The sequence below is a fragment of the Acidimicrobiales bacterium genome, from assembly GCA_041394265.1.
Classification (GTDB): Bacteria; Actinomycetota; Acidimicrobiia; order Acidimicrobiales; family SZUA-35; genus JBBQUN01.
In genome coordinates, this window is sequence record JAWKIO010000006.1 from 372,320 (window position 1) to 396,857 (window position 24,538).

The 24,538-nt window shown below is 67.9% G+C and carries 21 protein-coding genes; 12 read left to right on the forward strand and 9 right to left on the reverse strand.

Translation table 11 applies throughout. From position 1 onward, the window contains the following. Positions 1 to 37 precede the first annotated feature (37 nt). Entirely contained in the window at positions 38 to 718 is a 681-nt protein-coding gene (locus tag R2733_26030) for a dienelactone hydrolase family protein (GenBank protein MEZ5379980.1), read from the reverse strand. Between the two features lie 19 nt (positions 719 to 737). Here R2733_26030 and R2733_26035 point away from each other — a divergent pair, with 19 nt between their 5' ends. Then, positions 738 to 1,664 carry an LLM class flavin-dependent oxidoreductase gene (locus R2733_26035; GenBank protein ID MEZ5379981.1) on the forward strand — a complete coding sequence of 309 codons (927 nt, stop codon included), beginning with the start codon at positions 738 to 740 and terminating at the stop codon, positions 1,662 to 1,664. A gap of 129 nt (positions 1,665 to 1,793) precedes the next feature. On the opposite strand, the gene R2733_26040 is transcribed toward R2733_26035, so the two are convergent. Further along, positions 1,794 to 2,939, reverse strand: coding sequence for an acyl-CoA dehydrogenase family protein (locus R2733_26040; GenBank protein MEZ5379982.1), 1,146 nt, complete (start codon positions 2,937 to 2,939; stop codon positions 1,794 to 1,796). A gap of 60 nt (positions 2,940 to 2,999) precedes the next feature. Beyond that, on the reverse strand, positions 3,000 to 3,800 hold the full coding sequence (locus R2733_26045) for a hypothetical protein (protein MEZ5379983.1): 801 nt from the start codon (positions 3,798 to 3,800) through the stop codon (positions 3,000 to 3,002). Between the two features lie 93 nt (positions 3,801 to 3,893). On the opposite strand from R2733_26045, the gene R2733_26050 reads away from it, so the two are divergent. The 5 genes from R2733_26050 (at position 3,894) to R2733_26070 (ending at position 9,512) form a co-directional block, all read left to right on the forward strand. Further along, positions 3,894 to 4,391: a hypothetical protein gene (locus tag R2733_26050; protein MEZ5379984.1), complete on the forward strand. Its 498-nt coding sequence runs from the start codon at positions 3,894 to 3,896 to the stop codon at positions 4,389 to 4,391. Positions 4,392 to 4,401: 10 nt separating this feature from the next. After that, positions 4,402 to 5,739, forward strand: coding sequence for a malonyl-CoA decarboxylase family protein (locus R2733_26055; GenBank protein MEZ5379985.1), 1,338 nt, complete (start codon positions 4,402 to 4,404; stop codon positions 5,737 to 5,739). 5 nt (positions 5,740 to 5,744) lie between these two features. Then, positions 5,745 to 6,953 (forward strand): MFS transporter, encoded by a 1,209-nt coding sequence (locus R2733_26060; protein MEZ5379986.1) that lies wholly within the window; start codon positions 5,745 to 5,747, stop codon positions 6,951 to 6,953. Positions 6,954 to 7,269: 316 nt separating this feature from the next. Next, a complete protein-coding gene (locus R2733_26065; GenBank protein ID MEZ5379987.1) occupies positions 7,270 to 7,671 on the forward strand; it encodes a TIGR03618 family F420-dependent PPOX class oxidoreductase in 402 nt (133 codons plus the stop codon). 590 nt (positions 7,672 to 8,261) lie between these two features. Then, positions 8,262 to 9,512 carry an HNH endonuclease signature motif containing protein gene (locus R2733_26070; GenBank protein ID MEZ5379988.1) on the forward strand — a complete coding sequence of 417 codons (1,251 nt, stop codon included), beginning with the start codon at positions 8,262 to 8,264 and terminating at the stop codon, positions 9,510 to 9,512. Positions 9,513 to 9,576: 64 nt separating this feature from the next. On the opposite strand, the gene R2733_26075 is transcribed toward R2733_26070, so the two are convergent. Continuing rightward, entirely contained in the window at positions 9,577 to 9,720 is a 144-nt protein-coding gene (locus tag R2733_26075) for a hypothetical protein (protein MEZ5379989.1), read from the reverse strand. A 213-nt stretch (positions 9,721 to 9,933) separates the two neighbouring features. On the opposite strand from R2733_26075, the gene R2733_26080 reads away from it, so the two are divergent. The 3 genes from R2733_26080 to R2733_26090 all read left to right on the forward strand — a co-directional run bounded on the left by R2733_26080 (position 9,934) and on the right by R2733_26090 (position 12,668). Continuing rightward, on the forward strand, positions 9,934 to 10,110 hold the full coding sequence (locus R2733_26080) for a hypothetical protein (protein ID MEZ5379990.1): 177 nt from the start codon (positions 9,934 to 9,936) through the stop codon (positions 10,108 to 10,110). 135 nt (positions 10,111 to 10,245) lie between these two features. Then, entirely contained in the window at positions 10,246 to 11,046 is an 801-nt protein-coding gene (locus R2733_26085) for a GGDEF domain-containing protein (protein ID MEZ5379991.1), read from the forward strand. Between the two features lie 86 nt (positions 11,047 to 11,132). Continuing rightward, a complete protein-coding gene (locus R2733_26090) occupies positions 11,133 to 12,668 on the forward strand; it encodes a response regulator (protein ID MEZ5379992.1) in 1,536 nt (511 codons plus the stop codon). Between the two features lie 49 nt (positions 12,669 to 12,717). On the opposite strand, the gene R2733_26095 is transcribed toward R2733_26090, so the two are convergent. From R2733_26095 to R2733_26105, 3 genes are all read right to left on the reverse strand, one after another. After that, entirely contained in the window at positions 12,718 to 13,443 is a 726-nt protein-coding gene (locus R2733_26095; GenBank protein ID MEZ5379993.1) for a response regulator transcription factor, read from the reverse strand. 87 nt (positions 13,444 to 13,530) lie between these two features. Then, the gene (locus R2733_26100; protein MEZ5379994.1) at positions 13,531 to 14,661 is read right to left on the reverse strand and encodes a hypothetical protein; all 1,131 of its coding nucleotides are present in this window, start codon (positions 14,659 to 14,661) and stop codon (positions 13,531 to 13,533) included. Next, positions 14,658 to 17,555, reverse strand: coding sequence for an SNF2-related protein (locus R2733_26105; GenBank protein ID MEZ5379995.1), 2,898 nt, complete (start codon positions 17,553 to 17,555; stop codon positions 14,658 to 14,660). The genes R2733_26100 and R2733_26105 overlap by 4 nt, the downstream gene beginning before the upstream one ends. Positions 17,556 to 17,694: 139 nt before the next feature. Between R2733_26105 and R2733_26110 the strand changes: the two genes are divergently transcribed. Next, positions 17,695 to 17,970, forward strand: coding sequence for a hypothetical protein (locus tag R2733_26110; protein ID MEZ5379996.1), 276 nt, complete (start codon positions 17,695 to 17,697; stop codon positions 17,968 to 17,970). A 186-nt stretch (positions 17,971 to 18,156) separates the two neighbouring features. On the opposite strand, the gene R2733_26115 is transcribed toward R2733_26110, so the two are convergent. After that, positions 18,157 to 19,950 carry a DUF4214 domain-containing protein gene (locus tag R2733_26115; protein ID MEZ5379997.1) on the reverse strand — a complete coding sequence of 598 codons (1,794 nt, stop codon included), beginning with the start codon at positions 19,948 to 19,950 and terminating at the stop codon, positions 18,157 to 18,159. 150 nt (positions 19,951 to 20,100) lie between these two features. On the opposite strand from R2733_26115, the gene R2733_26120 reads away from it, so the two are divergent. Both R2733_26120 and R2733_26125 read left to right on the forward strand, forming a co-directional pair. After that, positions 20,101 to 22,971, forward strand: coding sequence for a DEAD/DEAH box helicase (locus tag R2733_26120; GenBank protein ID MEZ5379998.1), 2,871 nt, complete (start codon positions 20,101 to 20,103; stop codon positions 22,969 to 22,971). After that, positions 22,968 to 24,056 (forward strand): hypothetical protein, encoded by a 1,089-nt coding sequence (locus R2733_26125; protein ID MEZ5379999.1) that lies wholly within the window; start codon positions 22,968 to 22,970, stop codon positions 24,054 to 24,056. The genes R2733_26120 and R2733_26125 overlap by 4 nt, the downstream gene beginning before the upstream one ends. A gap of 5 nt (positions 24,057 to 24,061) precedes the next feature. On the opposite strand, the gene R2733_26130 is transcribed toward R2733_26125, so the two are convergent. Continuing rightward, the gene (locus R2733_26130) at positions 24,062 to 24,538 is read right to left on the reverse strand and encodes a response regulator (protein MEZ5380000.1); all 477 of its coding nucleotides are present in this window, start codon (positions 24,536 to 24,538) and stop codon (positions 24,062 to 24,064) included.

Sequence of the window (24,538 nt, forward strand, 5' to 3'; positions counted from 1 at the left end):
ATAGGTCTCAGGTTGCAGCGCAGCTCGGCTCGTAGGGTCAGCCCAGGACGCTGTGGAGGGCGTCGAGCGTGCGCTGCCAGGCCAGCGCCGAGTGCTCGGCCGAGTAGACCTCGGGGCGAGTGTCGTTGAAGAAAGCGTGCTCGCCACCGGCGTAGATGTGGAATGTGGCGTCCTTGCCGAGGCCCTCGAGGGTCGTGGCCAGTTCGGCCGCCGCCTCGGGGCCGAAGAAGCCGTCGTTCTCGGCGATGTGGGCAACCACCTTCGCCTGCAGCGCCGACCACTCGGGCTGGGCGTTCTCCCACGGGATCACGCCGTACCACGGCACGGCAACCGCCACGGCGTCGGGCCGCTGGCAGGCGAGCGTGAGCGTGAGACCGCCACCCATACAGAAGCCGGTCACACCGATCGAGTCATGACCCGACTCGGACTTCACGAACTCGACGGCGCCCGACAGATCGTTGGCGGCCCGACCGAGTTCGAGCGCCATCATCTCCTTGCCGGCCTCGTCGGGCTCGGACACCACCGTCCCGTGGTAGAGATCGGGGGCGAGAGCGACGAAACCCTCGGCAGCGAAGCGGTCGGTCACCTCCTTGATGTGATCGTTGAGTCCCCACCATTCCTGGATGACGACGAGTCCGGGGCCGCTGCCACCTTCGGGCCGTGCGAGGTACCCGGTTGCGGTGCTGCCATTGCTTGCGAATTCGACCATTGCTCCCATGGCATGGAGACTAGGCGCCATGACCAACCGAATGCCTGCCGTGTCGCTGGCCGCTGTCCCCGGCCGCCGTCTGTCCACCATCGAACTCGTGAAGGACATCGAACAGCGCGGGTTCTCCGGCATCTACTGCCCGAGCTTCGGTGACGCGATGGGCCTGTGCCTGAGCATCGCCCATGTCACCGAACGGCTGCATTTCGGCACGTCGATCCAGCCGATCTATCTCCAGCATCCCGTCGCCCTCGCCACGAGCGCGGCGTACCTGCACGAGGTGTCCGAGGGCCGGTTCCATCTCGGTATCGGTGTGACTCATGGTCCGGTCATCGAGCGGCTCGACGTCACCACGGGACGGCCGCTGGCCGATATGCGCAACTATGTCGGCACCATGCGCAAGGTCAGCGATGGCATGGGCGGGCTCCCTCCGATCACGCTCGCCACGCTTCGTGACAAGATGGTCCAGCTTTCTGTCGAGATCGGCGACGGTGCCGTGTGGGCCAACGCGTCACGGTCGGCCATGGCCCACTCGCTGTCGCTGATTCCCACCGAGCGCCGCTCCCCTGCCGATGGCGACACCGCGCCGTTCTTCGTCGGCAACATGATTCCCACCGTCATCGACGACGACATCGACGCCTGCCGGGCCCGCAACCGCAAGACCCTGCGGAGCTACGTCGCCCTCCCGAACTACCGGAACTACTGGAAGGCGGCGGGCTACGAGGAAGAGATGACGGCCGCCGAAGTGGCCATGGCAAACAACGACAGCGACGCGCTGACGGCAGCGATGACCGATCGCTGGCTCGACGACTGCACGTTGTCCGGCCCGGCCGGCCGGATCCGCGACGAGATCGAGGCCTGGTTCGACGCCGGCGTCACCACGCCGATCATCGTCCCGTCGTCGGTCAACGGCGGCCAGAACGTCGCGTTCGCCGAGTTCTTCGCCCTCTACGCCTGACCGTCTGCACAACGGCGGGGCCAGGGAACATTCCCGAACAAGCTCAGGGCCTTCCAGCAGCGGGCTGCTGGGAACCCCTGAGCCCTTCGGGGTTCGCTGGCAGGCCCTTGGATTTGGGGCGCTACGAGGTCAGATGCCGAGTTGGCGGGAGGCGAGATCGCGCATGATCTCCTCGGAGCCGCCGCCGATGGCCTGGACCCGGACTTCTCGGTAGAGGCGCTCGACGGTGTCGCCACGCAGGTAGCTGGCGCCGCCGAGGATCTGGGCCGCCTCCCGAGCGCAGAACTCGAAGCCGAGCGTGGCCGCGACCTTCGCTTCGGCGATCTCGGCCACCGGATCGTCGCCCTGGTTGAGCCGCCACGACAGCAGTTCGATCCACGCATGGTTGGCATTGATGGTGCGGTCCATCTCGACCAACTTGTGCCGGATGACCTGGTGCTGGGACAGCGACTTGCCGAACGTCTCCCGCTCACGAGCCCAGGCCAACGCCTCGTTGTAACAGCACCTGGAGAACGCCACGGACTGGGTGGCCAGATCGATGCGCTCAGCGTTGAAGTTGTTCACGATCATCGAGAAGCCGGCGTTCTCCTCGCCCAGCAGGTAGCGCTGTGGGACGCGCACGTCATCGAAGTAGAGGGTGGCCGTATCGGAGGCCAGCCACCCCATCTTGTCGAGTTTGGTGCGCTCCAGGCCCGGCGTGTCGCCCGGGATCACGACGAGCGAGATGCCTCCGGGCCCGTCGACGCCGGTCCGCACGGCGGTCGTGAAGTAGTCGGCTCGCATGCCCGACGTGATGAAGGTCTTCGACCCGTTGATGACGTAGTCGTCGCCGTCTCGTCGTGCGGTGGTCTTGATCCGGGCCACGTCGGAACCGCCCGACGGCTCGGTGATCGCCAGCGCTGCGATCTTGTCGCCTGACTGGCACGGCGTGATCACCTCGGCCTTCACCTCATCGCTGCCGAACTTCTGGATGGGCGGGAGGCCGATGTAGTTCGAGAACAGGGCGGCGACGACGCCGCCCGAACCCGCCATGCACAGCTCCTCCATCAGCACGAGGCGCATGAGGGCATCTCGCTGGCCGTGGCCGCCGTACTCGGCATCGAACCCGTCGCCGAAGATCCCGATCGCTCCGGCCTGGCGATAGAGCTCCCGCGGCACCTCACCGGCCAGGTCCCACTCGTGCACGTTCGGGGTCACCTCGTTGGCGGTGAACTGCCGCACGACCTCTCGATAGGCGGCGTGGTCATCGGTGTAGAACGGGCTCGAAGCTGACATGCGCCGATCATGGCAGAGCCTCGCCGTCGGCTCTACTCGATCGGACTCAGCGAGCCAAGATCACTTCACCGGACGCAGCAACTCGGTGGCGAGCGGGGTCGTGCTCGACGGCAGCTCGGCCACCAGCTGCACCCCGTGTTCGGTGACCACTCGATCGACCATTCCGAGCCCGATCACCTCGGTCGGCGCCAACCACTCCGGCAGGTCGGGATCGGTGGTGCGCTCGACAATGCACTGGAAGTACGCCTCGGGCAGATGCCGCCCGCGACCGCTCACGAGCCAGATGGGGGTCGCAGTGGCTCGAGCGACGGCGGCCGCGGTGAACGATCCGGTCTCGACGATCGCCGCAGCCTCGCCGACGGCGACCGCTTCGATGATGACGAGATCACTCGCTCCTATGGCTCCGGCGATGCGCTCGGGATCGATCGACTCGGCGAGGACGTCGGCCCGATCGAAGCGATGGACGACCGACCGAGCCTGACCATCGACATCGACCGCCAGGACCTCGACGTCGCCCCGGCGCAGCAAGCCCGACACGGTCTGGTCGGGCCACCCGACGATCACGACCCGAGCACCGTCGCCGATCGCCCCGGCCACCTCACGCGGCGTGGGGTCGTCGCGGTGTCCGAGGATGGCGTCGCGGGCAGCAGCACGAGGATCGGTGGCGGTCGCCATTCTCGCCGCCAGATCCCAAAGGGGTCCGATGCCGGGTTGGCGGCTGAGCAAACGGCGGGCCGCGGTGAGCAGACCAGCCGAGTCGTTGGCGAAGAATCCCAGGGCAGAGGCAGATTCCTGCACCAGGAGCGAGGCATCGGCGCCACTGGCCCGGGCGACGTAGCGCAGCTGTTCGATCGGGTGCACGGGGCGATGCTAGTCCCCGCCACGAGTCACCTCCTGACCGAACGTTGCAGCAAAGTTCGGAGTCGGCTCCAAGGTGCGCTAGCCTCGCTCGCCGTGGCTGATGGTTCCGTGACAACCCCACTGAGCGACATCGAACTCGATTCGATCCAAGGCAAGGGCTATCCCATCCGGGATTGGCTCACCTCGTACCCCCTGCTGGTGGTTGCGCTCGACCCGTACACGCACGAGAGCGCGTGGATCCTCGAGACCGCCGCGGCGTTCCTCCGTCACTACACCCCAGCCGACATCCGGGTCGGCTGGCTGGTCGCCGCCGACGACGACGACTGCCGCCGCTTCATGGGTCCGCTTGCCGAGGAGTTCATCACCTTCGCCGACCCCGACCGCACCGCCATCACGGCCCTCGGTGTCGAGCGGCTCCCGGCGCTCGTGCACGTGCGCAACGATCTGACCGTGCGAGTGGCCAATGGTTGGGATCCCGATGTCTGGCGCGGCATCGCCGAGTTGCTCTCGGTCGAGCTGTCGTGGAGCCGTCCGATGATTCCGGCGCCGGGCGACCCCATGCCCTACAGCGGCACGCCTGCCGCCGGCTGATCCGTTCTCGGTGGCCGGCCGCCAGCTCGATCGCCTGATCGACGTCTTCCGACGGCGACGACCCACATCGGGCACAGCACTCGCCCTCACGACTCGAGACCTGTCGAGCGAATCCGACCGGGAGCAGCTGCGTTCCTGGATCGACCACAGCATTGCCGGCCGCGGCGGTGAGGCTGCGGCACGACGACGTGCCGGCGACGTGGTGGCGGCGTTCCTCGACCTCGACACCGCAGGCCAGCACCGGTTCCTGGCGCTCCTCGCCGACGAGTACGGCCACGACCGCCACGAGGTGGATACGGCGATGGCCGAGGTCGCAGCGGCCACCGACGGCCAGCGCCATCACGCCGAGCAGCGACTCCGCCAAGCACTTCGTCCTCGTCGTTCGACGCTGCTGCGACGCATTCTCGGTCTCAACGGCGGCCTGGCGTTCACCATCGAACTACGCGAGTCGCTGATCGACATCCGCAACGAACGCCCAGAACTCCGCCAGCTCGACGAGGAGCTTCGGACACTCCTCAACGACTTCTTCGACCTCACCACCCTCGAGCTCGAGCATCTCGACTGGGACACACCCGCCAGCCTGCTCGAGAAGCTCATCGAGTACGAGGCGGTGCACACGATCGAGTCGTGGGACGACCTCAAGCGCCGGCTCGGACCGGGCCGCCGCTGCTACGCCTTCACCCATCACTCTCTGCCGGGCGAGCCGCTGATCTTCGTCGAGGTGGCGCTGACCCGCGGCCTGGCATCGAACATCACCGACCTGCTCGATCCGACCACCGAGCGAGTCGCCGCTGCCTCGGCCAACACCGCCATCTTCTACTCGATCTCGAACTGCCACCCCGGCCTCGCCGGCGTGTCACTTGGCGACCTTCTGATCAAACGGGTGGCCACCCTGCTCAAGGCGGAGCTGAGCGGCATCGAGACCTTCGCCACGCTGTCGCCGATCCCTGGCCTTCGCCGCTGGCTCGCCGTCAACGAGCCCGAACTCATCGCCGAGCTCGACGCCGTCTCGCTCGATGATCGAATGCGGTCCATCGAGCCGTGGCGTGACACGCTGCTCGAGATGACCGCCCGCTACCTGCTCGAAGCCAAGCGCCCCAACGGGGCAGTCTCGGATCCCGTCGCCAACTTCCATCTCTCCAACGGAGCGATCGTCGAACGACTCAACTGGCTCGGCAACCCCACGACCACGGGCTGGGAGCGGAGCCTCGGCATGATGGTCAACTACCGCTACGACCTGGCCGCTATCGAGACCAATCACGATCGATACGACGCCGAATACATCGTGGCGGCCTCCGATGCGGTGCGTCGGCTGGCGGCGAGCACGACCACCGACCGATCGAACTGACGCCGATGTCGGAACGACGTGGCCTCCAGGCAGCGTGGGTCGTGGTCTCGCTGGTCATGGCCAGCGCAGCGACCGCCCAATCCTTCGGCCGGTTCACCTACGGCGTGGTGCTGCCCGACATTCGCGCCGATCTCCTCGACGGATCGAACAGCATCGCCGGGGCCCTCGGCACCGTCAACGTGGCGGCCTACTTGATCGGCACGTTCGCCGTGTCCGCAGTGTCCTCTCGGCTGAATCAGGTCGATCTGATCCGAATCGGCATGGTGCTCTCCACCGGTGGCCTCTTCGTGGCGTCGTTCGCCACGAATGCGTGGCTGCTCGGGCTCACCCTCTTCTCCATGGGGTTCGGTGGTGCCATGATCTGGATCCCCTCGCCCCGGGTTGGGGCCATGGCGCTGTCGGAGAAGCGGCGAGGGCTCGGGGTTGGCCTCGTCGGCTCCGGGATCGGCATGGGCATCGTGGCGGCCGGCTGGCTCGCCACCCTGATGGGCAACCGCTACGGCACCGACAGCTGGCGGATGGTGTACCGGGTCGAGGCCATCTTCGGCCTGGTGGTGCTGGCCCTCGGGTCGGTGGTGTTCCGCACCGGCGAGTCGACCACGGGGACATCGGGCGGCTTCGGCGGCTTCGGTGCGCTCGCCACGATTCCCGGCTGGAAGGCGTTGACCGGCGCGTATGCCTGCTACGGCTTCTTCTACCTGCTGGTCATCGGCTACCTGGTCGCACGACTCGAGGACGACGTCGGCTTCAGCGAGGCGCGGGCGTCGGCGATGTTCTCGCTGATCGGACTCGGGGCGACGTTCGGCGGTCTCCTGCTCGGTCCGTTGTCCGACCGGATCGGACGACGCCAGACGATGATGTGGGGGTTTGCGACGTTCGCCGGCGCGATCGGTGCGATTCTCACCGGGCAGGAGCTGATCGTCGCCGTTGGTTCGCTGGTGGTCGGGCTGATGTTTGCCGGTGTGCCGTCGACCATTGCTGCCTACATCGTCGACACCACATCACCCGAGCGCTACGGCCAGGCGTATGCCGCCGCCACCTTGGCGTTCGGCGGCGCCCAAGCCATCTCGCCCCAGATCGGCGGCCTGATCGCCGACCTGTCCGGCTCGTTCACGCTCGTCTTCGTGGTTGCCCTGGTGATGGCGATGCTTGCCGCCGGCGTGTCGAGCCTGCTGCCGACCGACCCGCCCCGCCCGGCCGACGCCCGCCCGTAGCGCGCCGCCCGAACGGTTCGTGCCCGCCAGCATCTCCTCTGCGTGGGTACCGCGAACGGCATCCGGGCGTCACCGATCCCATCGGCGCGGCCCACAGCTCGCATCTCCTCTCCGTGGGTACCGCGAACGCCACCCAGACGTCGCAGATCGAGGCGGCCCGAGCCCGGGACCGCCGACTCCTCTCCCTGAGCGCCGTCCACGGCACCCAGACATCGCAGACCCTCCGCAATCCGAGCGACGCCCGAAGACCTTTCGGGGACGATCATCGGCCTCGTCGATCGGCTGCCGGAAAGCGGGGCTCGCTATCGTCGCGGTCGTGGCTACCTCGTTCGACCCCGACGACCCCGGACCCGCCTTCGATCGCTTCATGGCGGCGCGCCATCTGGCCACGCTCACCGTGCTCCGACCCGATGGGTCGCCTCAAGTCACACCCGTCGGCTTCACCTACGATCCATCGCGCCGTCTCGGCCGAGTCATCACCTGGGCCGACTCCTACAAGGCGAAACACGCCGGCTCCGGCGGTCACGTGGCGATCTGCCACGTCGACGGAGGTCAATGGCTGACGTTCTATGGCACTGCCACCGTGAGCAACGAGCCCGACGAGGTCGCAGAGGCGGTCGAGCGCTACGCCAACCGCTACCGCCAGCCCAAGGAGCGAGACGACCGGGTGGTCATCGTGGTCGAGGTCGACCGAATCATCGGCCGTCTCGCCGACTGACCTCGCTACCGTCAGACCGGCTGACGCCTGGTCGCACCATGCGACGCCGAGAGCCTCCGGCCCCGCTTCGGCGCGCACCCTGACGAACGCGGGACGTGTTAGCGCAATGACTGGCAGCCACTGCGACGAGGACACCGACGCTTCCGGGACCTCGCCGGTGGCCCCTTGAAAGTGGCGCATGCCGGCTCCGACGAGCTGACGCAGACCCCGGCATCGACCCCTCTCGAATGGCGGTAACGAGTCGGTCAACGAGAACGGGGCCTTGAGTCGTCGGCAGGCACAGCCCACCGGCTCGTGCCCAACGCCATGGCCATACAAGACGACAGTGCGTGCGGCCCATCGACCCGACTCCTGCCCTTCCACGCCCGGGATTGACGATCGTGCTGACGGACTGACCGATCGTCCGCTTTGCCCGGAAAGCGGCCGCTCGGTGCCCCAAGGGCGGTGATCGAGTGGCCGACTGCTCCCTCGGATCGCTGGTGCACGAACCGGCACTCATTCACCTTTGAGTCAAGTCAATACACATATAATTCTTGACGAATAATTGCTTCGGTGTTGTTTACGGTACACATGTTCGTTATCCTTGGCCCATGATCCTCGGCGGGACCAACAACACGGCGGACGGATCCGGCGACCTCACCGGGCTCTCACGCGCCGAACTCCATGAACGGATGCTGGCCGCCGAAATAGCGGCCCGGCAGGCCAAGGCCGACTACTACGAGCTCTGCGCCGAAGCCAAACGCCGCAAGAGCCCGTCGATCCACCAGCACCGCAACGAAGCACTCTGGCTCGCCGACTCACTCCGCATGGCCAAAGGCGCTGCCGGCGCAACGCTCAACCGAGGCTCGCTCATGTTCACCACGCACCCCGAACTCGGGCACGCGTTCCGCGACGGACGCATCGGGGAACACCACCTCGACCTGTTCTGGCGAATCTGGAACAAGCCATGCCTACGGCCGTTCCTCGCCCGCGACATCGACGGGCTACTCAGATTCGCCAGCTACCCGTGGTACGAGTGCCGGGAACTGTTCGCCACATGGGAAGAACTGGTCGACCCGATCGACCCCAACGACCACGCCGCCAAGGCCTACGCGGATCGGTCCATGGTCACCACCGACCCCTTCCAACAACAAGTCCTGTTGGAGGTCCTCACCACGACTGCGGTGTACGCCACCGTCGAACCCGCACTCAAGGTCCTGGTCGACGAACTGTTCGAAGCCGACTGGGCCGAAGCACGAGCACGCGTCGGCGACGACGCCACCATGGACGACCTCCTCCGCACCGACACCCAACGGCGACACGACGCCCTCTTCCGACTCATCCGCAACGGCATCGGTGCCGACCCATCCACTACCAACGTGTGCGCCGACATCGTCGCCGACCACCAGACCTTGGCCGACGAAGCCGAACAACGCGACGCCGCAGCCAGAGGCGAAGAGCCTGTGCGTCGGCCCCTCACGTCCGAAGAAGTGATGGAACGGGTCACGACCCGCCGCTGCCACACCACCCACGGACGCTCGATCGCACCGGCCGATGCGCTCGATTTCGCCATCGCCGGACGCGTCCAACTCTTCGTCATGAACACCGCCACCCGCGACTTCACACGATCCGAGAAACAACGACTCTTCGGCCGGGACCAACGCATCGGGGCCCTCATCCGAGACCGGCACTGCCAGAGTCCAGGCTGCGACACCTCAGCCGTGCACTGCCAAGCCGACCACACCATCCGACACACCGACGGCGGCCCCACCGTCCCCACCAACCTCACCACCGTCTGCGCCCCATGCCATCGACACAAAACCCGGCTCGAAAACCTCGGACTCTGGCACCCGAGTACCTGACCCAACTGAACCACCCGGCACCCCGCCCCAGGCGGGGCCACCGCCGCGCCACGGCGGACCGATGCTACATCTGGCCCGAGCCGTGGGGCGCTCTGCCGAGGTTGTCGCCGTGGGCTCGATCGATACGGCCACCCGATCCGTCGTCGGCAACGACCCGGCGCACTCGGGAAACGAGGGTGGGTATGGCCCGCCGCAACACTCTGAACATTGGCCAACGGTAGTCGGCCGCCCGTCACTGAAGTGGTCGACGTGCGCCCCAGGCGGGGCCACCGCCGCGCCCGGCAAGCCCTTGAGCAGGGGGACTGGGCCGAATGGACCAGATTGGGCGATTCTTCCCTCCGACTTGTCAAGTCCGCAGGATTTCGTACCGTAGGGATCCTCAGTCGCTCAACGGTGCGCGACGAGAGGAAAGAGATACATCATGCAGTCCCCGATCGATCCTGTTCGTCTGCTCGGCCGCCAGTCGACGGTCCAGACCTCCACCACGAACCTTGTCGGGACCATCGTCGCCGCCGGCAACCGCGGTGTCGACATCGCCGCACGGGGCGTGGTGACGCACGTGCCCGCCAGCGAAGTGCTCGCCATCACCGTTCCGTGATCTGACTCGACGTCGACTCGCATGATGAACCGGCCTGGTGCCGGTTCATCGTCGCGTCCGGAGGTCGGAGCCGGGGGTGGATTTGCCCACGGTGCGACCCTTCCGCTCACGATCGTCGCTGCCGATAGAAAGGGCGTGAGCGTTTCCACCGAGCGAGCGGACACCCTGGTTGATGCCAGCCGTCTCATCGCCGCGTCGCGCTCAACCGGCGAGATCATCACCCTGGCGACGACCGCACTCTGCGACTTCACCGATGCGCTCCACGCCCAGTTCATCGATCCCACGGTCCCCACGACGGCACCGGCGACGGGTGCAGTGACGCATGACGTTCGCGGCCACGGACGCACCCTGGGGCGCTTCGAGCTGGTCTTCCCGACGGACGCTGCTGATCCGTCTCCCGAAGACCACGAAACGATCGGGCTGATCGCCATGGTGACCGGCACAGCGCTGGCGCTCGCCGGGACCGCGCTTGCGGCCTCGGCTCCCGCGCCCGATCGCCGGACCACATCGCGGGGCGACCGGCGACGGATGGATCGAGATTTCATCGACCACACCCGCAACGGCCAGGTCGGCTTCATCGTGCTCCGCCTGCGGTGTCCGCTCGATGAGTCGATGTCCGGTGAGGCCGTCGCACTGGCTGCGGCGACCATCATCGACGAGGCGATCCGCCAGAACGACGTCACCTATGTCTCGGGCCCGTCCGAGGTGTCGATTCTGCTTCCCGGCGCCACCAAGCCGGAGTCGGCGATGGCGGCCGATCGGATCCGGGCCCACCTGATGACTGCGTGGGGCCAGCGTGCTCCGCTCGAGCTGATCGGTGGCGTCAGCGCCGGGCGGCACGAGGATCCGCAGCGGCTGGCAGAACGGGCACTCGACGCGCTCGATGAGGCGGCAACCATCGGCGTCAACGCGATCGTGACCGATCTCGGCACCTGAGCGATCCCGCTCACACCCGATGGTCAGCAACCGAACCTGAGGTGGACCCTTCGGCGGCGACCGTATGGACTGAGCGCTCACCACCAATGCGACCCTTCGACTTCGAACAGATCTTCCGGCAGGCGCCGACGGCCTTCTCCGTCGTGGACCTCGACGGGCATCAACTCGATGGCAGCGACCACTACTGGGAGCTCTTCGGGATCGACCCGTCGTCGGTCGACCCCGACGACGCCGTCATCAACCGATTCACCGACTCGAACGACGCCGAACTGACGCGCCAATACTTCGAGCAGCTGGCAACGGGTGCACTCCGCGATGTGGATCTGGAGAAGCGCTATCGACGGGCCAACGGCGAGCGATTCTGGGGGAGGTTGCGTGCGAACCCGATCCTCGACGACGACGGCAACATGGTGGCCATCGCCGGGGTCATCACCGACATCACCGCCGAGCGCGAGGCACGCGACGCCCTCGTCGCCTCCGAGGTCGAACGATCCAAGTCCGACCAACGGGTGGTCGCCAACGCCATCCGTTCGTTCGTCGGCAGCGTCGAACACCAAGCCCGCTCCCCACTGCATTCGATCCTCGGCCTCACAGAACTCCTGACCCAAGGCAGCGTGTTGAGCGAGAACCAATGCCAGGCACTGCATCAAGAGGCGCTCCGGCTCCAGCAGATCATCGAGGAGGTCTCGGCCTTCTCACATCACGAGCTCGAGACCACCGTCTCGCCGGCCGATCCACGACGCCGCCGCCTCGACATCCAGTGGAACGCCGCGCTCGAAGCGGCAGCAGCGGAACAGCGCCGAGTCGACGCTGCGGCACGTGCGGCGGCAACACCGTCACCCCACGTACTCGTGGTCGACGACGGCGAGGTGAATCGGCTGCTCGCCGTCAGCCAGCTCCATCGCCTCGGCTACCGAGCCTCGACGGCCAACAATGGGCTGGAGGCCGTCGCTCGCGCCGGCCAGGAGGCCTTCGATGCGATCCTGATGGATTGGCACATGCCCGTGCTCGACGGCGTCGAGGCGGCGCGGCGGATTCGTGAGCAGGAGCCGGCGGGGACGAACGTACCGATCATCGCGATCACCGCATCGGTGGTGGCCGGCGACCAGCACGATTGTCTCGACGCCGGGATGGACGAAGTGCTGGTCAAGCCGGTGCCGATCGAGGCCCTACGTGCCGCACTCGCTCGCCATGTGTCACTCGCACCGACGCCTACCACCCCAGTCCCGTCGCCGTCGCGACGGATCAACCAGGCACCCACCAGCATCGACCGGCGGGCACTCGACGAACTCGAACTCGAGACCGGCGATCGCAGTGTTGTGGGTGTCATCATCGACACCTACCTCGACGAGCTCGAGCCACGACTGTCCACCATCGGCGCTGCCGCCGACGTGATGGTGAGCGGGGATCAGGCGGCTGCGAAGGAGCTGATGCGCTCGTCGCACACGCTCAAGTCGACCGCCGCCCTGGTCGGCGCCACTCGCCTGTCGCACCTGTGCGAGCAGCTCCAGGTGTTGGCGAGCGATCGTCCCGGCCCCGAGGCCGTTCGGCTGGCAGAGCTGGTCGTTGCCGAGGCCCGTCGGACCGCCATCGATCTGCAAACGGTGCGCTCGACGCTCTGATCAGATCAGATCAGGCGGCCTCGACGGATCGGGCGGCCTCGACGACAGATCAGGTGGCCTCGACGGCCATGCGGTAGCCGATACCCCGAACCGTCTTGATGTGGCGGATGCCCGAGCGGTCGATCTTCTTGCGCAGGTTCGCGATGTGGACGTCGACGAGGTGGTCGTCGCCGACCCAGTTCGGCCCCCACACGATCTCGATGAGCTGGGACCGGGAGAACACCATGCCCGGCCGTTCGGAGAGCGCCGCCAGGATTTCGAACTCGATGCGAGTGAGGCCGACGTCGAGCCCGTCGAATCGGACCTCGCGAGCGGCGGGGTCGATCACGAGGGCGCCGAACCGGCGCTGGGCGCCGTCGTAGAGCGGGATGCCCATCCGAGGCCGACGGAGCATGGCCCCGATGCGGGCGACGAGCTCGGCGGCGGAGAACGGCTTCGTGAGATAGTCGTCGGCACCGACGGCAAGACCCACGACCTTGTCGAGTTCGGTGGCCTTGGCCGTCACCATGATGATGTACACGTCGCTGATCGCACGGATTCGACGGCAGACCTCGAGGCCGTCCATGCCCGGGAGCACGAGGTCGAGCAGCACCACGTCGGGCTGCACCTCGTCGAGCAGTTCGAGCGCCTCGCTGCCGTTGCCGGCCAGATGCACGCGATACCCATCGTGTCGAACAGCACCCGCCAGCAACTGCTGGAACTCCGGGGTGTCGTCGACGACGAGCACGTCGATCAGGCGACTTCCCGCGACGGGAGATTCGTGTGACAGAGCCATGTCGTGCAGTGTCGGCACCGACGTCGCAGTTATTCGGTTCGTTCTTGACCTGCTGTTGATCGAACCAGCCCGACCGGTGGTGCCTGTTCAGAGGTCCTCGGGGTCGTCGAGCCCGCCCGACTCGAGCACCCAGCCCAGCCGCTGGTCGGCCCGGAAGCGCCACCACCGACCATCGGGATCGAGCCGGAGCTGGGCATCGCCGCCGAACACCACGTTGGCCGATGTCCGGGTCTTGCCGCCGAGCGCTCGCTGGCCCGGTTCGAGGTCGGGCGCTGGGGCCGGCCAGGAACGATCGCTCACGTGGAGCCCGGCGACACCACCGACGTTCCAGGCAATGGCCCGGGCCTCGAGCGCGTCGGGATCGTGGCCGATACTGGCGGCCAGGCGTTCGAGCGCCGGCTGATCCTCGAGATGCAGGGCCGCTCGTCGGGCGATGTCTTCGTCGAGGTCGAGGTGGAGCCCGGTGACCGCACCCGTGGCGAGCGTCGCCGTTGCCCGCTGGGCGGCGTCGCCGATCAGCGCTTCGATGTCGCTGCGATCGATCCCGGCATCGGCGGGGGCGAGAGGCAGTGAGCGAGTGGTGCCCGGGCGTCGTGGCACCGGGCGGAGCGCCGGTAGCGGGGCTGGGCTCCGAGCGAAGCGTCGCTCGGCGTCGACGCCGGGGTCGTCGCCACGCGGCTGTTCGGATCGCACATAGTCGACACCGGTCGCATCGGCTCGCGCTCGGCGCAGCGCATCGACGAAGGGCTCACGACCCCAGCTCCGCAGCGTGAGCAGCAGATAGGGGTCGTCGCCGAGCACCTCGGCGATCATCTCGCCGAGTGCGGCCAGGTGACGGCAGCGTTCGCCCCAATCGTCGCAACTGCAATCGAGCGACAGCTCGGCGGCGCTCGGCACGAGCGAGACCCCGGCCTCGACCCAGTGGGCGTCGTAGGCCGCAGGCAGCTCGCCGACCAGCACGCCGGCCAACAGCGCCGGCTTGGCAGCAGCGATCGCCACCATCTCGCGACGCTGATCGGCGCCGAGTGCCGCTGCGGTGATCCGTGCCGAGTGTGCGCCCCGGTCGGCGAAACGCACGATCACGGAACCCGGGCCGAACTCCATGGCGTCGACCGGCGTGGTGCGAGCGAGCGACCGAGCACCCCGGAGCGTGGCGGGGTCGAACCCCATCTCGAGATGCAGCACCGATCGCCAGCGATCGACCCACCACGAGCTCACATCCCCTCCAATCGGACCAGGGTGGCCAAGGCGTCGTCGTCGAGCTTGGCGAACCACGATGAGCCGTTGCCGATCACCCGATCGGCCAGCTCCCGTTTGGCCTCGAGCAGGGCGGCCACACGGTCTTCGACCGTGCCTTCGGTGATGAGGCGATGCACCGTGACGGCCCGATCTTGGCCGATGCGATAGGCACGGTCGGTTGCCTGATCCTCGACCGCAGGATTCCACCACCGGTCGTAGTGGATCACCTGGGTGGCCCGGGTGAGGTTGAGTCCGGTGCCGCCAGCTCGCAACGAGAGCAGCAAGACGCCGAGATCGCCGGCCTGGAATCGATCGACGAGGCATTGGCGGGCCACGGGCGACAGGCCACCGTGGAGCAGCCCGGCCTCGATGCCCCGATCATCGAGATGCGCGGCGAGGAGCTCGGCCATGGCAACGTATTGGGTGAACACCAGCGTGGCCTCACCATTGGTTGCCGCCGCATCGAGCAGGTTGTCGAGTGCGTCGAGCTTGCCGGACCGGTCGACGAGCGGCCCGGACTGTCCGAGGTAGTGGGCGGGGTGGTTGGTGATCTGCTTCAGCGCCGTCAACAACTTCAGCACCATCCCCTGCCGTACCAGCCCTTCGTTGGCCTGCACATCGGCGAGGACCTCTTCGGTGGTGGCTCGGTAGAGCGAAGCCTGCTCGGCGGTCAGCGGCACGATCACGTTCCGCTCGATCTTCGCCGGCAGTTCGGGCGCGATCCCCGGGTCGGTCTTGCGCCGGCGCAACAGGAACGGTGCCGTCGCCTTGGCGAGGCGCACGGTGGCGGATCGATCGTTGTCGCGCTCGATCGGCAGCGCGACGTCTCGACGGAACCGGTCGAGTGGCCCGAGGAGACCGGGGATCGCGAAGTCGATCAGCGCCCACAGCTCGGTCAGCTGATTCTCGATGGGCGTGCCGGTGACAGCGAACCGTACGTTCGACCGCAGCATCCGCATCGCCCGTGCCGAGCGGGAACGGGCGTTCTTGATCTGCTGTGCCTCGTCGGCCACCACGAGGTCGAAGGGCAGCGTCGCGAGGTGCTCGGCGTCGGATCGCACCACCCCGTAGGTGGTGATGACGATGTCGCCCGGCTGCAACGAGCGGAGCCGCCGGCCGGCCCCGTGGTAGCGGCGCACCCGGCACGATGGAACGAACCGGCGAGCTTCTCGCTCCCAGTTCGCCATGAGCGAGGTGGGGCACACGACGAGGGTCGGCCCGCCGCGCTGGGCGTGGAGGGCGAGGATCTGCACGGTCTTGCCCAGACCCATGTCGTCGGCCAGCACACCGCCGAGGTGGTTGGCGGCGAGGTTGGACATCCAGGCCAGGCCCTGACGCTGATATGGCCGCAGGGTGGCACACAGTCCCGGTGGCTCGCCTGCCTCGGCCATTGCACCCACCCCGGAGGGCGACAGCGACGCCAGCACCTCGGCGAGATCGCCCTCGATGCGCAGCTCGACCGGCTCGGCGGCGTCGCCGGCGTCGGGGTCGTTCCAGCTTCCGGCGAGCCCGGCCGCCATGGTCTCGCCGATCGTGAGTTGCGGCGGTGGCTGACGGAGCCGCTGGCGCAGGGCAGCGTCGATCCGGACCCACCGGCCCCGGATCGGCACCACGCTGCGCTTGGCGAACGACAACACCTCGAGCTCGTCGGCGGTGAGCGCCAGGCCGTCGAGCAGGTACTCCCAGTTGACGGTGAGGAGGTCGTCGAGACTGCCGATCGCCGGACCGCCACCCTTGGCGGCGCTGGTGGCGACGAGGCGTCGATCGAGCGACGGCGCAACGAGGCTGGCCGGCCATCGCACCTCGATACCGGCCTCGGCCAACGCGTCGAGGGAGTCGAGGAAGTCATCGAGGTCGTCGTCGCCGAAGTCGACCTCGGTGGGGCGGGCGTCGTCGATCGAGGTGGCGAACAGTGGCGAGATGGCCGCCGCCCGGCGGAGCCCGGCCAGCAGGTCGATCTCGGCCTGGTCTCCCAGGAGGCGGAGCACCTCGGCCGGGGTGTTCCACAGGTTCGCGGCATCGACGAGCAGCGACGGATCCTGGCGGCTACGGAGCTGGAACCGCAGGGTCCAATGCTGCCGGCCCGGATCGATGGGCTCCGGCGGCGGCACAGGCGGCGCCGTCGGGTCGAGCGGCGAGTCCTGATCGATGTTGGCTTCGGTGATGACCAGCTCGTCGGGCGGATCGACCGTGACGGTGAACACCGCCGCCGCACAGTGCTCGGTGGCGATGTCGGACACCCATGGACGCAGGTGAGGAACGCGGGTGGGTTCCAGCTGGGCGAACAGTGGTGACGACGCAACGGCCGCCGCGCCGGAGGAGCGCACCATCCGGTCGGCGATGGCGTCGTAGCAAGCCCGGATGGCGAACGACGGATCGACGATGGTCTCGCGCCCGGCGACCGGCCCCACCGCCGACGGCACACAGTGGCCGATCGCCGGAAGGGCGTCGGCGAGTTGGGCGACGAGCTGGTGATCGGCCGGGTCGAGCGGGTCGACTCGCCAGGCATCCCAGCCGTTGGCGCTCACCCACGGCAACAGACGACCGCGAGCCACCAGACCGAGGCCTGAGCGCAGAATGGCGCCCCACACCGTGACCGAGCGGGTGGACTCCTGTCGCACCGAACGGCCGCCCAGCACTTCGATCGCGTCTCGGATGGGGAGACGCCGGGCGGCGACCGCCGTGCGCAGCGGGCCCGAACCGAACGGCACCACGAGTGCAACGTCGATCGGCTTGTAGCGCGAGTCGGAGCGCGCCATCGGCAAGCCACCGACGTCGGCAGGATCCCACAACGCAAAGTAGGAGGCTCGGGGAGGATCGAGCGGGACGAACGTGGCCTCCCACGACGGCTCGATGGTGTCGATGTCCTCCACGACTCCACAGCGTAGGGGAACATTCGTTCGCTTCTACCGATGGTCGACCGAACTTCGTGTATGCTCGCCCGTCGACGGCGACGCAACTGCCCGCCGCCAAATCGAACTCGACCGGGGTTCGCAACTCATGGAGGGAAACATGAAGATCAACCGAGCCATTGCTCTCGCGTGTGCCTGCGCCATTGCGCCGTTCACCGTCGCCGCTTGTGGCGATTCCTACGACCGGACCGAGTTCATCGACGAACTCGTCCAGACCGGCGCCACCGAGGAGCAGGCGACCTGCATCACCGACCGGGTCGAGGCCGAGATCGGCATCGACCGGCTCAACTCCCGAGGCAGCGATCTCACCGATGAGGAAACCCAGATCCTCACCGACGCGACGTTCGACTGCATGTTCGGCACCGACGAAGGGTGACGATCGCGTAACAGCGGCGGCCACGGCCGCCGACGATGTGCTAGCACGACGGTGTCGACCAAGTGGGACACCGTCGTGCGAGCCATGACCTCCCGGGTGGTCGCCGCCAGCGCTGAGCGTGCACGCCGAGGTGGGAGCAGTGTTGACGGAGACCACACGGTCGACGCGAGGTCGACCGTGTGGACCTCAAGGCTGTGTGCCCGTGCGCAGGATGTTCTCGGTCGAGTCGACGAACGAGTTCAGCATGACGTTCCTGCTGACACCGTTGGACAACTGCTCCTGCCAGTACGCAGCGCCAGCGGCGTCGGGTTCACGGTCGAGCACGTTGCGATAGAGCTGGGCGATGGCCACCGCATCGGATGGGTTGGTGCCGTAACGCTGGCGATACTCGGCCGACACGGCGAACGAGTCGATCATGGCGTCGAGGGTGAGCCCTCCGGCCTGTTGCGCCGCCCAGTAGCGGTACCCGAGCTCATCGGGGAAGCGGCCGAACACGGCCCGGTAGAGGCGAATCAGCTCGCCGGCGGCCGACGTCTGCGGCGGTGCCGTTCCCGTGGCCTCGACCGCGATCGACGATTGTGCGGCGGCCAGGACGATCGCGGCGGTCGAGGTGTTGCCGGCCTGACTGATGATGCTCACGATCTCGCCGGCCGTGACCGGACGACCCAGGATGCCCGAGAGCGCCTGCTCGACCACTTCCTCGGGCGTCATGTCTGCTCTGAAGCGAGCGGCGCCCTCGCTCGATCCGAGGAGTCCACGAGCGACGGTCTCGAGCGAGTCCCCGGCGATGAGGCGAGAGATCCAGAACGAGCGACCGGCGGCATCGGCACCTCGGCCCGTCACCGCGACGTACAGACGGTCGACACTGTCGTGCAGCGGACGGTCGGCCTCGGTCCAACGCAGCCAGAGGGGGTCGGAGGCACCGGTGGCGGCGGCCACGATCGGGCCGACCGGCTGGCACTGGTCGCCGACACACGAGGCGATGTCGACGAGCATCGTGGTGAGGTCATCGCTGATCTCGACCGGTGTGACGCGCTGACCGGGGGTGGCACTCTCGATGGTCTGGGTCCACTGGCGTCCGTCGCCCACGTCGATCATCTGGATCATCCGAGCGTCGTCTGGCGACCGCTGAGCGAGGAGCTGTCCGCTCGTCGCGATCTCGACGGTGGTGCCGAGCTCGACGTCGACAGGGACCAGCTGGATCAGCCGGGTGGCAATCGTGGTGCGATACAGGTGGATGCCTGCCGCCACCCCGCCGACCTGTGGTGAGGGTGAGGCGAAATAGACCGACGAGCCATCGGGGGTCAACGCTGCGTCGACGATGGTCGTGGGTTCGACGGTGACCTTGGTCAGGGTCGACGCAGCCACGTCGAACACCCCCAGCTGGCCGATGGCGGTGTCCTCTCCACGCCAGATCAACACTCGGCCACCGTCGTCGCTGATGTCGATGGGCCGGCTGGTCGAGCCGGCGTCGCTCGGCAGCACGACCAGCTGTCCGGTCGACCGGTCATACCGATGCACAAGCAGCCCACGACCGTCGGCGGCCGGCGCGGCGAACGCCAGGAAGCGGCCGCCCCCCGAGAGCACGATGTTCGACATGGGCTGACGCACGGGCAGGGCGACGATGCTCGGTCCGGTCGACCCGATCAGTCGCAGGGTTTGCCCGGCATCGAGCGTGGCCACGACGCTTCCATCGCTCGCCATCGCCACCTCGGACACCGCCGCGCCGAGGGGAACGATCGAGTCGTCGGTGGTGTCGAACCGCGCCAGCGAGTCGACACTCGACACCACCGCATTGGTGACATGGACGGTGCCATCGGCACTCAGCGCGTGCGGACGTTCCCCGCGGCCTCCGGCATCGGGGGCGTCGACCCCGCCGACGGCTCCCACCGGTGCCGCGGTGGCCGCCACGAGCGCAAGCGACGAGCCAATGGCCCACAGTGCCGCGGACGGCCTCGATCGACGAAAACGATCCAACATGATCACACCACCTACTCCTGCCCGTTCGCGAGACTAGCCCGACCTCGTGCGCGAGAAACCGGCCTACCCGGATCGGTGTGTGAGCAACCGTGCGATCCGACGACGTCCGCACCGGCCCCGACCGTGCCTAGCCTGGTCAGGATGCGCGCCGTGACCGATCCCGTGGCAGCCCTCCTGGGGACTGCCGGCATCGAGGCCACCTTCGTGCCGTCGGATCCGCCTCGGTCGAGCTGGCTGGCGTTGTGGCACCCCGCCCAGCTCCTCCCCGATGCCGACGCATCACTGCGGCTGGCCCTCCCCATCGATGAGCGCATCGTGGCGACCGAGGCGGCCGTGCGGCGAGTCTCGTTCGCCGATGCCATCGATGCTCTCGTCGCGATCGATCCCACCACGGTGGGCGCCTCCGTCGCTGCCCTCGCCACCGCCGTGCGGTGGGCACTCGGTCAGATCGCAGCGGGCTCGATCCGCCCGGGCCTCACGCCCAGCGGACGCGACACCTGGCAACTCGGCCCGCTGGCGGCATCGGCTCGCGCCGACTTCGACGCCATCGCCGCGGCCTATCCGGCCGCTGGTCGGGCGACGATCTCGCGGCTGTCGACCGATGCCGACGGTCGCGACATGCCGCTCATCCCCACGGGCCGGCACACCGTCGAGGCCATCGCCGACGCCGTCGCCGACACCCTGGCCCGCACCAGCGCGCTACCGCAGGCCGTGGGTCACGACGCCTTTGCCACCACCCGTCCGGTCACGATCGACGCTCGGGCCGCCATCGAGTCCTACCAGGGTCTGGCCGGTGACCGCGCCCCGCTCGTGACGCTCCGACTCCGCCCGCCGTCGCCGCTCGACCTCGACGGCGACTTCACCGCATCGCTGGCATTCCAACACCGCGACGACGCCAGCGTCGTCCTCCCCGTCGGCGCGCTCTGGGAAGCACCACCACGGATCCGCGAGCGACTCGCCACCGCCGAGGCGGAGTTGTGGTCGACGCTGCGACGAGCGGCGAAGATCTGGCTGCCGATCGGCCGGTTCCTCGATACCGACCGACCGAGCGAGCTCAAACTCGACGACGACGAGGTCGACGAACTGCTCGGACCGATCGCCAACCGGCTCGGCGCGGTCGGCCTGTCGATCCTTGCGCCCAACGATCTGTTCGCCGCGCTGTCGTTCCGCCCGGTGCTCGTCGGTGCGCCTACGTCGCTCGGCGGCACCCGCCTCGACCTGAGTTCGCTGCTCGAACTGCAGTGGGAGGGCTCACTCGACGGCGAACAGCTGACCGACACCGAACTGGCCGAACTCGCTCGGTCGAAGCGATCGCTCATCCGCCTCCGAGGTCAGTGGATCAAGCTCGACGATCGATCGATCCAGAGGATGCGAGAACGGCGTGCCGTCGCGGCAACCTCGGCAGTGGCCGCCGCCCTCGGTTCCGAACTCGTGATCGACGGCTACACCATCGATGTCTCCGACCTCCGCCCGCTGCGCGACCTTGCCCAGCGATTGCGCTCGATCGACTCCAACGAGCAGCTGAGCGCTCCCGAGGCGCTCGACGGCACCCTGCGGCCGTACCAGGAGCGGGGTCTCGCCTGGCTCGACGAGATGGACCGGCTCGGGCTTGGCGGCATCCTCGCCGACGACATGGGTCTGGGCAAGACCGTGCAGGTCATCGCGCTCCACCTGACCCGGATGGCGAGCAACGACGCCGACCGTCACAAACCAATGCTGGTCATCTGCCCGGCGTCGGTCGTCGGCAACTGGGAACGAGAGACCAAGCGATTTGCCCCGGGTGTGCGAGTCATCCGCTATCACGGCGCCACCCGCACGCTCCCCGATGACGGCGTCCGCCCCAGCGACGTGGTGCTCACCACCTACGGTGTCGCCCGCCGTGATCGCGTACTCCTGGCCGACACCGATTGGGGCATCGTCATCACCGACGAGGCCCAGGCGATCAAGAACCCCAACTCCCACACGGCACGGGCCATGCGGGCGATCGGGCGCACGTCGACCCGCATCGCGCTCACCGGCACGCCAGTGCAGAACCAACTGACCGATCTGTGGGCGATTCTCGACTGGACCACCCCCGGCCTGCTGGGCCCGCTCGAACGTTTCCGGTCAGAAATCGCGACAGCGGTCGAGCGCGACCGTGACCCGGTCGAGACCGAGCGCCTCAACCAACTCCTGCGACCGTTCCTCCTCCGCCGCCGCAAGACCGATCCCGACATCGCACCCGACCTCCCGCCGAAAACCGAGACGAACGAGATCGTTCCGCTCACCGTCGAACAGGCGGCGCTCTATCGGGCCGTGGTCGACGAGACGATGGCGAACATCGCCGGCAGCGAGGGTTTCGCTCGCCGCGGTCTGGTCCTCGGTCTCGTCACCCGTCTCAAGCAGGTCTGCAACCACCCTGCACACTTCCTCGGAGAAACCGGGCCACTCCCCCGCCGGTCGGGCAAGCTCACCGCCGCCACCGAACTGCTCGAGGTCATCCGCCAGGAATCCGATGCGGCCTTGGTCTTCACCCAGTACGTCGCCATGGCCGAGCTCCTCGACACCTACTGGCAGCAGCTGGGATTCCGGACACTGGTGCTGCACGGCGGCCTCTCGCTCACCGAACGAGATGCCCGCGTGGCCGCCTTTCAGCGGGGCGAGGCCGACGTCTTCATCATCTCGCTCCGTGCCGGCGGCGTCGGACTCAACCTCACTGCCGCAACCCATGTGCTGCACTATGACCGGTGGTGGAATCCGGCCGTCGAGGATCAGGCGAGCGACCGAGCCTGGCGCATCGGCCAGACTCGTCCCGTGCAGATCCACCGACTGGTCTGCGAAGGAACGATCGAGGACCGCATCGCCGCCATGCTCGACGACAAGCGGGGTCTCGCCGACGCCGTCGTCGGCTCGGGCGAGGAGTGGATCTCCCAGCTGAGCGACGACGAGCTCGAGCGCCTGGTTTCGCTGAGTGGCGACCGGTACGGCGGGGACGACTTCGCCGACGAGGCCGACCTCGTCGGCGACGAGGGGACACCATGACCGAGACGAACCGACCCTCGGCCGTCTGGGGGCAGCGCTGGCTCGAAGCGCTCGAGCGTGACCCGAGCTACGGCCTCGACGCACTGTCGGTTGGTGAGCGTGTTGCTCGCGCCCACGCCGAACCCGACGTGCAGATCAAACCGGGCGAGGCCCAGGTGGCCGTCGCCGCCGGGCCTCGTCTCCGCTATCACACCAGCCTGTTCACCCCGGTTTTCGACAACGCTGTGTGGAGCGCCTTCTTCGACCATGTGGCCACGAGTCCCGCCCGCTCGGCAGCGCTGGCGAGCGGCACGCTGGACGCCACTCTCGACGACGACCTTCGACTCCTCGGCATCGATCTGCTTCCTCAGCCCGGCGAGGTGACCACATCGTGTGACTGCGCAGGCTGGTCGAGTCCGTGCAAACACGTTGCCGGCGCGCTCGTCGCCGTCGCCGATGCGATCGACGACGATCCGATGCTCTTGCTCGCACTCCGCGGTCGGAGCCGGGCCGACGTCGCCGCCGCCATCGAGGAACGCCGGGCCGACATCGCCGGCGTCACCGGCGTCGACGAGCTCGCTTCGCAAGCATGGTTACGCCCGACACGCCCGCTGCCCGTCCTCGACCGCTCGCCGATCGAACCAGGGACGGCGCCGTCGTGGGGCGCACCACCGTCGACCGCGCCGTTCTCCGCCGCAGGACTCGAACTCATCAGCTCTGATCTGATCCATCGAGCGGCCGACATGGTGAACCGCCAGCACCCGACCTGGCTCGAGCTCGACCCAGTGACCGATCTCGCCCGACTCGCTCATGCGTTTCCCAAGCCGAAGGATCGCAAGCGCATCGCCGAGCACTCCGGGGTCTCGGCCCGCGAGCTCGGAGCGAGAGCGGCGGCATGGGCCGTGGCCGGCACCATTGGGGTTCGAGCCCACGTCGGCCCACTCGACACCCGCCGCATCGCTGCCGACGCGCAGCTGCGCCGAGTCGATGTCGACGGCGCGGCACAATGGTTGCGCTTCGAAAAGCGTTCCGGCCGGTGGCTCCTGACCGACGGCCCCGTCGACGATCCGGAACAGCTCCTCTCGTCCGACCCGATCGGGTTCTGAAGGCGTCAGGCGGCCTCGGCGGCGAGCGCCTGATGGATCATGGCAACGAGCGGTTCGCTCGATCGCCCCTTGGGCACGAAGCCGTTGGCCCCGGCTGCCAGCGCGCTGACCTCGTCGACACGGGCCGTCACCATGCTCCCGGCCGCCGCGCTGGTTGCGATGATCACGAGATCGCAATAGGCGTCGTTCGCTCGTAGCTCCCGACACAGGTCGAGTCCGCTCTCACTCTGGAGCACCACGTCGAGCACCACGGCGTCGGGCACCGCCTGCGCGAGGGCGGCCCGAAGGCCGGGACCGTCCGAGGCGATCCGGATGTGGAAGCCGGCTTGACGCAGCACATGGGCCAGGTAACGCCGGAACAGTGGATCGTCGTCGACGACGAGCACGTCGAGCGGGTTCGGAGGGGCGTCAGGTGCACGCACCGCAGGGGCGTCGTGTGCACGCACCGCAGGGGCGTCATGTGGTGGCATTGCCACGGTCAT